General features: G+C 44.5%; 18 protein-coding genes. 6 read left to right on the forward strand and 12 right to left on the reverse strand.

Translation table 11 applies throughout. The features are described from left to right. Nucleotides 1–22: 22 nt before the first annotated feature. The 12 genes from rnk to EAE92_RS20275 all read right to left on the reverse strand — a co-directional run bounded on the left by rnk (nt 23) and on the right by EAE92_RS20275 (nt 8,587). Complete coding sequence (rnk, locus tag EAE92_RS20220; protein WP_105394673.1) at nt 23–433, reverse strand: nucleoside diphosphate kinase regulator; 411 nt, start codon at nt 431–433, stop codon at nt 23–25. Nucleotides 434–621: 188 nt separating this feature from the next. Then, nucleotides 622–894, reverse strand: coding sequence for a PTS phosphocarrier protein NPr (gene npr, locus EAE92_RS20225; protein ID WP_036809268.1), 273 nt, complete (start codon nt 892–894; stop codon nt 622–624). A gap of 3 nt (nt 895–897) precedes the next feature. After that, nucleotides 898–1,749 (reverse strand): RNase adapter RapZ, encoded by an 852-nt coding sequence (rapZ, locus tag EAE92_RS20230; RefSeq protein ID WP_021323560.1) that lies wholly within the window; start codon nt 1,747–1,749, stop codon nt 898–900. 74 nt (nt 1,750–1,823) lie between these two features. Then, nucleotides 1,824–2,291, reverse strand: coding sequence for a PTS IIA-like nitrogen regulatory protein PtsN (gene ptsN / locus EAE92_RS20235; protein ID WP_214069392.1), 468 nt, complete (start codon nt 2,289–2,291; stop codon nt 1,824–1,826). 125 nt (nt 2,292–2,416) lie between these two features. Then, the gene (gene hpf / locus EAE92_RS20240; RefSeq protein ID WP_036775988.1) at nt 2,417–2,704 is read right to left on the reverse strand and encodes a ribosome hibernation promoting factor; all 288 of its coding nucleotides are present in this window, start codon (nt 2,702–2,704) and stop codon (nt 2,417–2,419) included. 23 nt (nt 2,705–2,727) lie between these two features. Then, on the reverse strand, nt 2,728–4,167 hold the full coding sequence (gene rpoN, locus EAE92_RS20245; protein WP_214069393.1) for an RNA polymerase factor sigma-54: 1,440 nt from the start codon (nt 4,165–4,167) through the stop codon (nt 2,728–2,730). A 27-nt stretch (nt 4,168–4,194) separates the two neighbouring features. Further along, nucleotides 4,195–4,920: an LPS export ABC transporter ATP-binding protein gene (gene lptB, locus EAE92_RS20250; protein ID WP_214053296.1), complete on the reverse strand. Its 726-nt coding sequence runs from the start codon at nt 4,918–4,920 to the stop codon at nt 4,195–4,197. 6 nt (nt 4,921–4,926) lie between these two features. Then, complete coding sequence (gene lptA, locus EAE92_RS20255; protein ID WP_036775984.1) at nt 4,927–5,460, reverse strand: lipopolysaccharide ABC transporter substrate-binding protein LptA; 534 nt, start codon at nt 5,458–5,460, stop codon at nt 4,927–4,929. Further along, on the reverse strand, nt 5,441–6,019 hold the full coding sequence (lptC, locus tag EAE92_RS20260) for an LPS export ABC transporter periplasmic protein LptC (RefSeq protein ID WP_214069394.1): 579 nt from the start codon (nt 6,017–6,019) through the stop codon (nt 5,441–5,443). Before lptC ends, lptA begins: the two co-directional genes overlap by 20 nt. A gap of 20 nt (nt 6,020–6,039) precedes the next feature. Then, a complete protein-coding gene (kdsC, locus tag EAE92_RS20265; protein WP_046395096.1) occupies nt 6,040–6,603 on the reverse strand; it encodes a 3-deoxy-manno-octulosonate-8-phosphatase KdsC in 564 nt (187 codons plus the stop codon). 17 nt (nt 6,604–6,620) lie between these two features. Continuing rightward, entirely contained in the window at nt 6,621–7,589 is a 969-nt protein-coding gene (kdsD, locus tag EAE92_RS20270) for an arabinose-5-phosphate isomerase KdsD (RefSeq protein WP_214069395.1), read from the reverse strand. Between the two features lie 23 nt (nt 7,590–7,612). Then, nucleotides 7,613–8,587, reverse strand: coding sequence for a calcium/sodium antiporter (locus EAE92_RS20275; protein WP_214069396.1), 975 nt, complete (start codon nt 8,585–8,587; stop codon nt 7,613–7,615). Between the two features lie 228 nt (nt 8,588–8,815). Between EAE92_RS20275 and mlaF the strand changes: the two genes are divergently transcribed. The 6 genes from mlaF (at nt 8,816) to ibaG (ending at nt 12,280) form a co-directional block, all read left to right on the forward strand. Next, nucleotides 8,816–9,619 (forward strand): phospholipid ABC transporter ATP-binding protein MlaF, encoded by an 804-nt coding sequence (gene mlaF, locus EAE92_RS20280; RefSeq protein ID WP_065390232.1) that lies wholly within the window; start codon nt 8,816–8,818, stop codon nt 9,617–9,619. A gap of 10 nt (nt 9,620–9,629) precedes the next feature. Beyond that, entirely contained in the window at nt 9,630–10,412 is a 783-nt protein-coding gene (gene mlaE, locus EAE92_RS20285) for a lipid asymmetry maintenance ABC transporter permease subunit MlaE (protein ID WP_036776080.1), read from the forward strand. A 4-nt stretch (nt 10,413–10,416) separates the two neighbouring features. Then, nucleotides 10,417–10,923 (forward strand): outer membrane lipid asymmetry maintenance protein MlaD, encoded by a 507-nt coding sequence (mlaD, locus tag EAE92_RS20290; RefSeq protein ID WP_214069397.1) that lies wholly within the window; start codon nt 10,417–10,419, stop codon nt 10,921–10,923. 33 nt (nt 10,924–10,956) lie between these two features. Then, nucleotides 10,957–11,586, forward strand: a complete 630-nt coding sequence (mlaC, locus tag EAE92_RS20295; protein WP_046395092.1) for a phospholipid-binding protein MlaC — start codon at nt 10,957–10,959, stop codon at nt 11,584–11,586. A 1-nt stretch (nt 11,587) separates the two neighbouring features. Next, entirely contained in the window at nt 11,588–11,881 is a 294-nt protein-coding gene (mlaB, locus tag EAE92_RS20300; protein WP_046395091.1) for a lipid asymmetry maintenance protein MlaB, read from the forward strand. A 144-nt stretch (nt 11,882–12,025) separates the two neighbouring features. Beyond that, complete coding sequence (ibaG, locus tag EAE92_RS20305) at nt 12,026–12,280, forward strand: BolA family iron metabolism protein IbaG (protein WP_011148158.1); 255 nt, start codon at nt 12,026–12,028, stop codon at nt 12,278–12,280. Nucleotides 12,281–12,302 lie beyond the last annotated feature (22 nt).

The following is a 12,302-nucleotide window of genomic DNA, read 5'->3' on the forward strand; positions in this document are numbered from 1 at the left end:
CCGGACAAATGGGCTGGCTGAATTAACGGTGGAGCTCACCGGCAGCTTCTGGTTGGTAAAGCAATTCTAATACTTTGACTCGGGTTTCTTCGCCGTTTGGCAGTGCCCAACTGATTTCGTCGCCGATACGAAGGCCCAATATTGCAGCTCCTAAAGGAGCCATAACAGAAAGCTGATCTGAACTGTCTTGCAGTGACGCTGGATAAACTAAAGTACGTACCCGCTCTTCATTGCTTGTCAGGTCAAGAAAACGAACCCGGCTGTTCATTGTTACAACATCTGATGGAATTTCTGCTGGAGGTACAATCTCTGCACGATCCAGCTCCTCATTTAAAGCGTCAGCGATACTAGTATCTGCAAACGCTGGCTGTTCCAACAGGGAATCTAAACGTTCTGCGTCTAATTCGTTGATGATAATTGCTGGTTTAGTCATACCACACTCCAAATGGACTCCAACACAAAATAACACCCCGCACCATAAGGAGGGGGGTGTTATTTAAAATGATTAACCTGATAGTAGGCTGTTCTTACTGGAAAAGAAAGAGATCATGATCACGAACTGTTTTGTGCTACTAATGAAAACAGTAAAGGATATGATAATCCACAGGTGAGTGAACAACGTTATTCTTCGTCAAACCCCGAATTAAATAGATTAATAATGGCGGCGAGAGCCTGTTCTTCATCTGGGCCGCTGGCTTCAACTTCAATATAGCTGCCTTTTTCTGAATCCAGCATCAACATAGCAATTACACTGCTAGCTTCGGCTTCAACATGGCTATCATTGCGTAAAACAACATGAGACTCAAAGAGCTGTACTAAATCATACAGCTTCATTGCTGGCCGGGCGTGCATTCCCAGCCGATTTTTGATTTCAAGCCTCTGCTTGACTGTCATTATTTATTTTCGCTTTTCGAGAGTACGGTGGCGCGACTGTACGTTTTTGCCTCGGGAGCGGAAATAATCGGCCAACTGTTCTGCCACGTAAACAGAACGATGTTTACCGCCGGTACAGCCAATAGCCACGGTCAGATAGCTGCGGTTATTGGTTTCAAGCATAGGCAGCCAGAGTTCAAGATAACTGCGGGTTTGATAGATAAAGTTATGCACTTCCGTATGACGGTCGAGGAAAGCGGCTACGGGACGATCAAGGCCGGTCATTGGCCGTAATTTAGGGTCCCAGTGTGGGTTTGGTAAGAAACGTACGTCAAAAACATAGTCGGCATCAATTGGAATGCCATGCTTGAAGCCGAAAGACTCAAACACCATTGTCAACTCACGTTCCCGTTTGCCTAGCAGACGCGTTCTTAGCATCTCAGCCAATTCATGAACTGACATTTCGGAAGTGTCGATAATCAGATCTGCTCTTGAACGAAGGGGTTCCAGCAGATCACTTTCTTGATCAATCGCGCTTTCCAGAGAAAGATTTTTGCTTGATAGCGGATGCAGACGGCGGGTGTCGCTATAACGGCGGATCAATGTGTTACGGTCAGCGTCAAGAAACAGTAATTGCGGTGAGAAACTCGCTGGTAGTTTAGTCAGGGCTTCTTCGAAAACCTCAGGGGATTCCGGCATGTTTCTTACATCAATACTCACCGCGGCGGAAATATCGCGGTCAGCCAACGTATTTGCTAATTCCGGTAGTAATACTACCGGCAAGTTGTCTACACAATAAAAACCCATGTCTTCCAGTGCGCGCAAGGCAACGGATTTACCTGAACCGGAACGGCCACTGACTATCATCAGCACCATGAGGCGACTCCCCTTAATTTCTCAGTGGTTATTATGAGCCACTCTTATCTGTTGCTCTCCATGCACTGCAACAGTTATTCAGTGATAATTGAGTATAATTCTTCATCACTTTGTGCCGATCTTAAACGGCGGCAGAGGTTTTTATCTGCAAGACGTTTGGCGATCAATGACAATGTGTGTAAGTGCGTCTGGCATTGATCATTTGGAACCAGTAAAGCAAACAGCAAATCAACTGGTTGATTATCAATCGCATCAAAAGCAATGGGGTGTTCCAGATTTAGGAAAACGCCGACTGCTTGATCTGAGCTTTCTGCATCTAATTTACCGTGAGGGATAGCAATACCACTGCCAATTCCAGTAGTACCTACTTTTTCTCTGGTTAATATTGCTTCGAATACGACATTTTCTGGTAACTTAAGCTGCTGAGATGCTAGCTCACTGATAATCTCTAAAGCCCTTTTTTTACTCGAACAATGTACATTATTGCGCGTACATGCGAGAGAAAGCACAGAACTTAGTAGTAAATCTGCTTGATTATTCATTTTTTCTATTCACTTAGGTGCCTCATTGATACCGGATGTCATAGAATATCTGTGACATCCGGTATTTGCGCACTGTTTTACAGCAATACTCCGCTGTTGTTACTACATTCTTTGTTAAATAACTGTTAATGATGTCTCAGTTTGTCTTTATGTTTGGTTAATTGACGCGCTAGTTTATCTACCAGTCCATCAATTGCTGCATACATATCTTCATGTTCTGATGATGCGTGCAACTCACCTCCGTTAATGTGTACAGTAGCTTCGGCGATTTGTTGTACCTTTTCCACTCGGAGGATTACCTGAGTCAGGTTGATCCTGTCGAAATATTGATCCAGCTTGCTGCATTTTGCAGTGATAATGTCGCGTAATGCATCAGTAATTTCAATATTGTGGCCGGTTATTTTGAGTTGCATATTGTCTTCCTTCTCTGTTCATTTCAAACCAGACGCTTACGTTGGTTTGATGGCGGAATGGATAACGACTCTCGATATTTTGTGACAGTCCGTCGGGCAACCATGATGCCTTGATCGGCTAGCATGCTCGTCAGTTTGCTGTCGCTTAATGGTTTGGCGGGGTTTTCCGCTGCTACCAGTTTTTTCACCACAGCCCGTATTGCAGTTGAAGAGGCTTCGCCTCCACTTTCTGTATTGACATGGCTGGAGAAAAAATACTTCAATTCAAAAATACCACGTGAGCTGTGCAGGAATTTTTGGGTAGTCACCCTGGAAATGGTGGATTCATGCATATCAACCTGGAAAGCAATGTCAGCTAAAACCATAGGTTTCATATGTTCTTCACCATGCTCAAAAAATTCCTGTTGCTGTTCTACAATGCAACGCGCAACTTTCAGCAGAGTATCATTCCGGCTTTCCAGGCTTTTGATAAGCCATCTAGCCTCTTGTAGGTTATTACGGATAAACTGACTGTCACTTTCATTGCGTGTATGTTGCCCAAGCTCTGCATAATGCTGATTAATGTGTAAACGGGGGATACTATCTGTATTTAATTCTACTTGCCAGTGTTCGCTCTCTTTTCGAACTAGTACATCGGGGATGACGTATTCAGATTCGCCGGTGTTTATTGCCAGACCGGGCTTCGGTTCAAGTGACTGGATTAAACTGATGACCTCTTTCAGAGTATCTTCTTTCAAATGACTCAGACGGATTAAATTGCGGAAATCCCGATGACCTAATAGCTCCAGATGTTCGCAAACGATCAGTTGCGCCTCTTTCAGATAAGGTGTTTCTGGTGGAAGTATTGATAGCTGGACCAGTAGACAATCTTTTAAATCACGAGCGGCGACACCGATAGGATCGAAATGTTGTATCTGTTTTAGTACCGCTTCCACTTCCGCCAGAGTGAGTTGATTGTCGCCAATGCTGGCAAGAATATCTTCTAATGGCACAGTGAGATAGCCAGTGTCATCTACGGCATCAATGATTGATGTCGCAATGGCCGCCTCGGTTTCCGTGAAGGAGGTTAGCTCTGCCTGCCACATCAAGTAGTCTTGCAAGGTTTGAACGGTTTCACCTTGATAAAGCGGCAGTTCATCGTCGTTATAGTCGTTACGTGTCCCGGAAGGTGTGCCAGCGGTGTAAATTTCATCCCAACTGGCATCCAGGGGTAACTCGTCTGGCATATCCTTTTGTTGCAAGGCATCAAGCGTATCCATAGCTTCCGTTTCATTATCGGGAAGTTCCTGATTGCTGATTTCCTGATGATCTTCATCCTGTTCAAGCAAAGGGTTCATTTCTAGCGCTTGTTGTATTTCCTGCTGGAGTTCAAGCGTAGAAAGTTGCAACAAACGAATAGCTTGTTGGAGCTGTGGTGTCATAGCCAGTTGCTGACTAAGCCTGAGTTGCAAACTTTGCTTCATAGCGTTAAATCAATTCTCCTGGCTGAATCAGAGCCGGAAACCTTCGCCTAAATAAACGCGCTTCACCTGTTCATTATTAAGAATATCATTAGGTGTGCCGTGAGCAATCAGTTGCCCTTGGCTGACAATATAAGCACGTTCGCATACATCCAATGTTTCACGGACATTGTGGTCTGTGATAAGGACCCCTAGCCCATAATCTCGCAAATGCTGAATGATCTTCTTGATATCGATGACCGAGATAGGATCTACGCCGGCAAAAGGCTCATCCAGCAAAATAAATTTAGGATTGGCTGCGAGCGCTCTGGCAATCTCTACGCGGCGGCGTTCACCTCCAGAAAGCGATTGACCAAGACTGTCGCGCAGATGGCTGATATGGAACTCTTCCATCAGCTCTTCGGCGCGTTCTTTTCGTTGCTCTTGAGTCAGATCCTGGCGGATTTCCAATACAGCCATCAGGTTGTCGAATACGCTTAGACGACGGAAAATAGAAGCTTCCTGAGGCAAATAACCAATACCACGGCGTGCCCGTTCATGAAGCGGCAATAGGCTGATATCTTCATTATCAATGGTGATTGTCCCGGCATCCCGTGAAACGATACCGACGACCATATAGAAAGTCGTCGTTTTCCCGGCGCCGTTCGGACCAAGCAGGCCGACAATTTCGCCGGAATTTACATTTAGGCTGACATTTTCAACGACCTTACGGCCTTTGTAAGCTTTTGCCAGGTTTTCTGCGTTTAGTATTGCCATATATCGTTATTTACTCTTGTTATTAGCCCCAGGGCCTTCTTCTTGTAATTGAGAAGGGAGCAGGACGGTGGTCACTCGTTTACCTTTATCACTAAACGCTTCCATCTGCTGAGTTGGGACTAGATAGGTGATACGATCGCCTTTTATATTGCTGTCTAGCTGTTCCAAATAGGCATTGCCAGTCAGTGTAACCAGCTCTTTATCCATTTCGTAACGCATTTTGGAACCGCGGCCCTTGATTGGTTTGCCATTGTCCTGTAGCTGATAGAAAGTGACTGGATTACCAAATGCCTCAATAATCATTTTCTTAGAGTCGCCGTCTGGACGAGTTACAACAACTTTGTCAGCGCGGATATCGATGGAACCTTGTTTAACGATCACATCTTCTGTAAATGTGGCAGTGTTCCCTGTCATGTCAAGGGCCTGTTTAACAGAATCGATAGAAATAGGTTTCTGGGTGTCATCTTTCAGTGCTAGAGCAGGAAGGCTGACTGCAAAGATGGCGCTGGCAATAAAAGCATTACGGATTCTGTTTTTCATGTTGGATTTCATAGTAGGTGTTAACCTTTTCAATCAGTTCAGCGGTTTTGTTCCGCAGATTGCCACGCATTTTCATACCGACGGATTTTAGCCCGACACCAATCAGTGTGACCTGATCGTCAGATGAAACATCCTGAGTTACCAAGTTGATGATAGCGTTCTCTGTGGTAATACGTTGTAATTGTGACGTATTAGTCAGACTGTCAACCTGTACGTCTCCGTAAAGATAGAGCATTCTGTCATTAGTCAGTTTGGCTTTGTTAGCACGAACTGTCCATGTAGCAATGGCATTTGAGTCATAAGTAATCAACACTGGCTTGGTAAACCAGGTAAGTTTTGACTCTGCATAATTTTGGACGTCATCAGCGACCAGTTTATACGTCAGTTTCCCCGTAGGGTCATAAACAAAAGTTATAGCTTCCTGACTTTGATAGGTTGGCTGACTGTTATCTGTTGCAGAAGATGATTTAATCTCATCTGAATCAGATAAGTTCCAGCCAATTAACGCCAGGATGATTAATACCAGAGTTATCACCAACCAGGATTTGATTCTATCCATTCTCGTTTCACTTCAACCTACTATATTGATAATCCTTTGGCCTCTTCCAGCTTATTTTGAGCGAAAAGCACCAAATCACAAAGTTCCCTTACCGCACCGCGTCCCCCGGCAATTTGGGTGACATAATGCGCTTTTGGTAAGAGTAGAGGATGTGCATCTGCCACAGCGACAGATAACCCCACTTGTTCCATGACCGGCCAATCAATCAGATCATCACCGATGTAAGCAACCTGTTCTGGTTTTAATCCCAGTTTATCTAACAATTCTTTGTACGCCAAAACCTTATCACTTTGTCCTTGGTAAAGATGTGTAATCCCCAGTGTGTTTGCTCGATCTTCCAGCAATTTCGCTGTACGGCCGGTAATAATAGCGACTTCGATACCTGAAGTAATTAAGCAGCGAATGCCGTAACCATCTCGAACATTAAATGTTTTTAACTCTTCACCGTTATTGCTCATATATATCAGGCCATCGGACAGAACACCGTCAACATCGCAAATCAACAAGCGGATTTTACGGGCTTTTTCAATAACATCTTTACTCACTGGACCATAACAGGTATCCAAATAAACTAATTGGCTCATTAAGACGTTTTCTCCGGTTAAACCACACCAGCTTGTAGCAGGTCATGCATATGTAATACACCAAGCAATTTATTTTCCTCTGCGACCAGTAAAGAGGTGATATGGTGCGACTGCATTAAGTTCAATGCATCAACTGCAAGGGCATGAGGCTTGATACGGATACCACCTGTTGTCATAACATCTGAAATTTTGACATTGTACAAATCGACTCCCATATCAAACACTCGCCGTAAGTCACCATCAGTAAAAATACCATCAATATACATATTTTCATCGCAAATGACGGTCATCCCCAGTTTTTGCCGGGTGATTTCGAGTAGTGCTTCCCGTAAGGACGCATCACGATTAACCTTTGGAATATCATCGCCTGTATTCATCAAATCACTCACCAGTAGCAACAGTTTGCGCCCAAGAGTGCCGCCTGGATGTGATAGGGCGAAATCTTCAGCGGTAAAGCCGCGTGCCTGGAGCAATGCAACCGCTAAAGCGTCGCCCATAACCAACGTTGCAGTAGTACTGGTTGTAGGAGCCAAACCTAGCGGACAGGCTTCCTGTGGAACTTTGATACACAGGTGGATATCTGCGGCTTTCCCCATACTACTGTGGTAATTATTAGTCATGCAGATAAGCGGAATTTTTTGGCGTTTTAATGCCGGGATCAGTGACAAGATTTCACTGGACTCACCAGAATTTGAGATAGCTAAAACAATATCTTTAGGTGTAATCATGCCGAGGTCGCCGTGGCTGGCTTCTCCCGGATGAACGAAAAAGGATGGAGTACCGGTGCTGGCGAAAGTTGCAGCAATTTTACACCCAATGTGGCCGGATTTGCCCATCCCCATGATAATCACTTTACCTTCGCAGTTGAACATCAGTTCGCAAGTACGGGCAAAATCTTCATTAATATATTGTTCAAGTTCTGCCAATCCATCACGTTCTATATCTAATACTTTTTTACCCGCTTGCTGAAAATCAATCTTAGGCATTTCTTTTTCCTACTCATTCGTGTTTATTCAATGCTGTAATCGGAAATAAACAGTACGATAAAATAAGCGATAAAGCAGCTCAATAACAAGACGCCTTTAAATCGGTTTAATCGGTGTTTACGACCCAGACAAAATGCAGTAAATATCGTGCTGGCTACCATCATTACCCAAAAGTCACGATGGAAAGATTCAGGCGAAATTGCTGCTGGTGAGAGTAATGCGGGAAGGCCCAAAACAATTGATATATTGAATATATTCGAACCTATAATATTCCCGAATGCAATGTCATCTTCGCCTTTGAATGCGGCGGCGATCGAGGTTGCTAATTCTGGCAGGCTGGTACCGACCGCAAGTACAGTAAGCCCGATCACTAATTCACTAATACCATAAATGCGGGCAATAACGGTTGCATTATCAATAACCATGCGAGTTGCCATAGGTAAAATAAGTAACCCTAATAGAATCCAAAGTAGGGCAATGTGTTTATTGCCTTCTACCGGTAATTCGGCGGCCTGTTCCTGCGTGTAAATATCCGTTTCGGCACGGCGTGGTAGAGCAACCATTTTGATCATCAGGAAAATATACACTATGGCGGAAGTGAGCAATACCAATCCATCCATCCGGCTGAGATAGTTATCACTCATCAAATAACCACAGAAGGCGGTGAGCAGCAGCATCAACAGCAGCTCCTGCCGCAGAATATCTGATTTTACTACCATTGGGCGAATAAATGCGGCAGCACCGGTTATCAGTAACAGATTAGTAATGTTGGAACCAAGAACATTACCTACCGCCATATCAGGTTGGCTATCTAGCATTGCAGTAACTGAAACCATTAATTCGGGCAGAGAAGTTCCAATGCCAACAATGGTAATACCAATAATAAATGGAGGCAGCCCCAGAGTGCGGGCAAAAATTGCAGCGCCATATACTAATCTATCGGAACCATATACCAGTAAAATCAATCCGGTAATTAAAAGTAAAAAGGTCAGAAGCATGAAGCGTCCTTTGTAAGGTATATTCCGAATTAATGTTAACGCTGGTTGATTTTCTAAACAAAAATTGCCTGCCCAGTTAGATGGGGTACATTCTGACGGCGGCGGATAGAAAAGTAAAATTTGTCATCACATTAATGGCGAAAATTCTCCATTTTTTTTGTAGTATATGTGATTAATATGTGAACCAAATATTAAAGCCAATTTATTAACCGTTAAGGGCTATCAATAATGAACCAACAGACAGCAAATCTCATCGAGATCCGTGGTATGTATTTTACCCGTGGTAACCGTTCGATTTTTGCTGATATTAATCTAGTTGTGCCTAGAGGGAAAGTCACTGCAATTATGGGGCCTTCTGGGATAGGGAAAACGACGCTATTACGATTGATTGGCGGTCAGTTACGTCCTGAACGCGGAGAAATCTGGTTTGATGGCGACAATATTCCTGCTTTATCTCGTTCGCGCTTATATGCTGCTCGCAAGAAGATGAGTATGCTGTTTCAATCTGGGGCATTATTCACTGATCTCAGTGTCTTTGAGAACGTCGCTTTTCCGCTGCGTGAACATACGAACCTGCCTGAGGAAATTATACAGACTACTGTAATGATGAAATTAGAGGCGGTAGGGTTACGTGGCGCCGCGAATTTGATGCCTTCCGAACTTTCCGGTGGTATGGCAAGGCGTGCGGCTTTGGCTCGTGCTATTGCACTTGATCCTGATCTGATTATGTTTGATGAGCCTTTTGTTGGTCAGGACCCGATTACGATGGGGGTTTTGGTGAAGTTGATTGATGAACTGAATAAGGCGCTTGGTGTGACTTGTGTAGTGGTTTCTCACGATGTGCCGGAAGTTCTGAGCATTGCGGATTACGCTTATATTATCGCTGAACAACAGATTATTGCTGAGGGTACTGCGCAGCAGTTGCGGTCTAATTCTGATAGACGAGTACGGCAATTTCTTGATGGTATTGCTGACGGGCCGGTACCTTTCCGTTTCCCGGCCGGGGATTATAAAACTGAGTTATTAGGATAATGGGATGTTAATGTTAACACAGGCGCTGGCGGCACTTGGCCGACGGGCCATTGAGGTATTCGCCTCTTTTGGCCGTGCTGGTTTTATGCTTTTCCGCGCGATAATTGGCAGGCCGGAACCCGCCAAACAATGGCCGTTACTCCGACAGCAACTTTACAGCGTGGGTGTTCGGTCATTGTTGATTATTATCGTTTCAGGGCTGTTTATTGGCATGGTGCTTGGCCTACAGGGGTATCTGGTACTGACGACATACAGCGCAGAAGCCAGTCTTGGTATGATGGTGGCGATATCTCTGTTGCGTGAATTGGGGCCGGTGGTCACGGCATTGTTGTTTGCTGGCCGTGCCGGATCAGCCTTGACCGCAGAAATCGGCTTGATGAAAGCCACGGAACAAATTTCCAGCCTGGAGATGATGGCGGTAGATCCATTACGGCGCGTGATAGCTCCCCGTTTCTGGGCAGGGTTTATCAGTATGCCGCTATTATCCTTGATTTTTGTGGCGGTAGGCATTTGGGGAGGAGCGATAGTTGGTGTTGATTGGAAGGGGATTGACAGTGGCTTCTTCTGGTCTTCAATGCAGTCTGCTATCGAGTGGCAGAAAGATTTGCTGAATTGTTTTATTAAAAGTGTCGTTTTCGCCATTACTGTGACCTGGATCGCTCTATTCAATGGTTATGATGCGATCCCTACTTCGGAAGGGATCAGCCGAGCAACGACCAGAACGGTGGTTCATGCGTCGTTAGCAGTTTTAGGTTTGGATTTTGTGCTGACAGCACTTATGTTCGGGAACTAAGTCAATGCAAAGCAAGAAAAGTGAAATTTGGGTTGGATTTTTTGTCTTGATTGCACTGGCTGCAATCGTCTTTTTATGCCTAAAAGTGGCAGACATTAAGTCGGTAGGCAACCAGCCAACTTACCGTTTATACGCAACTTTTGACAATATCGGTGGTCTGAAAGCGCGCTCACCGGTAAAAATTGGGGGGGTGGTGATTGGCCGAGTTGCAAATATCTCTCTTGATGAAAAAACTTATACGCCGCAAGTGGCGCTGGATATTATGAAGCAGTATGACCATATCCCTGATACCAGTTCTCTTTCCATCCGTACCTCTGGCCTATTAGGTGAACAATATATTGCCCTGAATATAGGGTTTGAAGATCCCGATATGGACACCCGTATTCTGAAAGAAGGTGATCGCGTACAGGATACCAAATCAGCAATGGTACTTGAGGATCTTATCGGCCAGTTCTTGTATAAGAGTGGCGATAATGCCCAAAGTGGGGCAGAGCACACGCCGACACCCTAGCCAGCAACTGAATATCATTAAGAGGAACCGATTATGTTGAAGAGATTATTAATGGTGGCGCTATTGGTTATTGCGCCATTAGCGAGCGCGGTTGATCAGACGAATCCTTATAAGCTGATGCAGGAAGCGGCGGAAAAGACTTTCACTCGTTTGAAAAATAGCCAATCACAAATTCGTCAAAATCCAGATTATCTGCGTCAAGTAGTGAAAGAAGAACTACTGCCCTATGTCCACATCAAATATGCCGGCGCGTTAGTTCTGGGGAAATACTATAAAGATACGACTCCAGAGCAGCGCAAGGCTTATTTTGCTGCATTTGAATCTTATCTGGAACAGGCTTATGGGCAGGCTCTGGCAATGTATCACAATCAAACTTACCAGATTGACACTGAAAAGCCGTTGGGGGACAGCAATGTTGTTGCTATTCGTGTCAATATTATCGATCCGAATGGCCGTCCTCCTGTCCGTCTTGATTTCCAGTGGCGCAAAAACAGCAAAACTGGCGACTGGCAGGCATTCGATATGATTGCTGAGGGCGTCAGTATGATTACGACTAAACAGGGTGAATGGGCTTCTATCTTGCGTCAGCAAGGTGTTGAGGGCCTGACTAAGCAGCTTAAAATCAGCGCCCGTCAGCCAATCACACTGGAAGAGAAAAAATAAGATGGGTGAGAGTCTGATCTGGGAAAAAACAGGGCAAACACTGATTCTCAAGGGCACTTTGGATCGTGATAGTTTGCTTCCTCTCTGGCAGCAAAAAGAGAAATTATTGGCTGATATTGACAGCATCAATGTGTCACAACTTGAATATGTGGATTCTACCGGGTTAGCTCTTTTAGTTCGTTTCAAACATCATATGCAAAAGAGAGGGGATAAATTGCGCTTTTCTGGCATTGATGAACGGCTTAACACCCTGATTACGCTCTATGATCTGCAAGAAATGATCATTGATAGCTAACCGATAATCTCATTAATTATCTGTACAATCAGCGCCCTTGTAAGCAGAAATGTTACAAGGGCGTTTTCATAGTTTAAGAATAAGCAGGATTCTATTAGGATAGACGGCTGACTATCATTTCTAACTACAGAACATTGAGCAATTATGGATACTAATGAGATTAAGCAAGTGCTGATGGATAAATTAGCGCTGGATGAAGTCATCGTTAACGGAGATGGCAGCCATTTCCAGGTTATTGTGGTTGGTGAAATGTTTGCCGGTATGAGTCGGGTAAAACAGCAGCAAGCTGTTTATGCGCCTTTAATGGAATACATTGCTGATAATCGTATTCATGCCTTGTCAATTAAAGCCTATACGCCGGATGATTGGAAACGGGATCGCAAGCTCAACGGTTTTTAATGTTGTTTGCCTCGCCGCGAAC

Source organism: Photorhabdus hainanensis, from assembly GCF_018448965.1.
GTDB lineage: Bacteria > Pseudomonadota > Gammaproteobacteria > Enterobacterales > Enterobacteriaceae > Photorhabdus > Photorhabdus akhurstii.

Excerpts from the sequence above, each read along its gene's own strand:
- rnk (WP_105394673.1), bottom strand. The coding sequence starts at position 433 with ATGACTAAACCAGCAATTATCATCAACGAATTAGACGCAGAACGTTTA.
- npr (WP_036809268.1), bottom strand. The coding sequence starts at position 894 with ATGACAGTCAAGCAGAGGCTTGAAATCAAAAATCGGCTGGGAATGCAC.
- rapZ (WP_021323560.1), bottom strand. The coding sequence starts at position 1,749 with ATGGTGCTGATGATAGTCAGTGGCCGTTCCGGTTCAGGTAAATCCGTT.
- ptsN (WP_214069392.1), bottom strand. The coding sequence starts at position 2,291 with ATGAATAATCAAGCAGATTTACTACTAAGTTCTGTGCTTTCTCTCGCA.
- hpf (WP_036775988.1), bottom strand. The coding sequence starts at position 2,704 with ATGCAACTCAAAATAACCGGCCACAATATTGAAATTACTGATGCATTA.
- rpoN (WP_214069393.1), bottom strand. The coding sequence starts at position 4,167 with ATGAAGCAAAGTTTGCAACTCAGGCTTAGTCAGCAACTGGCTATGACA.
- lptB (WP_214053296.1), bottom strand. The coding sequence starts at position 4,920 with ATGGCAATACTAAACGCAGAAAACCTGGCAAAAGCTTACAAAGGCCGT.
- lptA (WP_036775984.1), bottom strand. The coding sequence starts at position 5,460 with ATGAAAAACAGAATCCGTAATGCTTTTATTGCCAGCGCCATCTTTGCA.
- lptC (WP_214069394.1), bottom strand. The coding sequence starts at position 6,019 with ATGGATAGAATCAAATCCTGGTTGGTGATAACTCTGGTATTAATCATC.
- kdsC (WP_046395096.1), bottom strand. The coding sequence starts at position 6,603 with ATGAGCCAATTAGTTTATTTGGATACCTGTTATGGTCCAGTGAGTAAA.
- kdsD (WP_214069395.1), bottom strand. The coding sequence starts at position 7,589 with ATGCCTAAGATTGATTTTCAGCAAGCGGGTAAAAAAGTATTAGATATA.
- EAE92_RS20275 (WP_214069396.1), bottom strand. The coding sequence starts at position 8,587 with ATGCTTCTGACCTTTTTACTTTTAATTACCGGATTGATTTTACTGGTA.
- mlaF (WP_065390232.1), top strand. The coding sequence starts at position 8,816 with ATGAACCAACAGACAGCAAATCTCATCGAGATCCGTGGTATGTATTTT.
- mlaE (WP_036776080.1), top strand. The coding sequence starts at position 9,630 with ATGTTAACACAGGCGCTGGCGGCACTTGGCCGACGGGCCATTGAGGTA.
- mlaD (WP_214069397.1), top strand. The coding sequence starts at position 10,417 with ATGCAAAGCAAGAAAAGTGAAATTTGGGTTGGATTTTTTGTCTTGATT.
- mlaC (WP_046395092.1), top strand. The coding sequence starts at position 10,957 with ATGTTGAAGAGATTATTAATGGTGGCGCTATTGGTTATTGCGCCATTA.
- mlaB (WP_046395091.1), top strand. The coding sequence starts at position 11,588 with ATGGGTGAGAGTCTGATCTGGGAAAAAACAGGGCAAACACTGATTCTC.
- ibaG (WP_011148158.1), top strand. The coding sequence starts at position 12,026 with ATGGATACTAATGAGATTAAGCAAGTGCTGATGGATAAATTAGCGCTG.